The organism is Yersinia sp. 1252 StPb PI, from assembly GCF_048593885.1.
Lineage (GTDB): Bacteria > Pseudomonadota > Gammaproteobacteria > Enterobacterales > Enterobacteriaceae > Yersinia > Yersinia enterocolitica_E.
The window spans coordinates 1-247 of record NZ_JAZGQE010000572.1; the positions used below are offsets into that span (position 1 = coordinate 1).

Genomic DNA, 247 nt, shown 5'->3' on the forward strand with positions numbered 1-247 from the left:
ACCCTGAACTTTAAACTTATTCGCAGATTAATAAATCGAGATAAGCACTAAGGGGAAGGTAAGAACCTTCGACAAGGTTCGCGCCGAGCGTAGCGAGACAACGACGCACAGCGGCGGCCCGAAGGGTGAGGAACGAAGTGACGAATAATCCTTCCCCCACCACCATTTTTACCCTGAACTTTAAACTTATTCGCAGATTAATAAATCGAGATAAGCACTAAGGGGAAGGTAAGAACCTTCGACAAGG

Annotated in this window: 1 other RNA gene; it reads left to right on the forward strand. The window is 46.6% G+C overall.

Features of this window, described 5'->3' with window-relative positions:
• The first annotated feature begins 38 nt into the window (after positions 1 to 38).
• Positions 39 to 165: non-coding RNA, RtT sRNA (locus V2A85_RS24775), on the forward strand.
• Positions 166 to 247 lie beyond the last annotated feature (82 nt).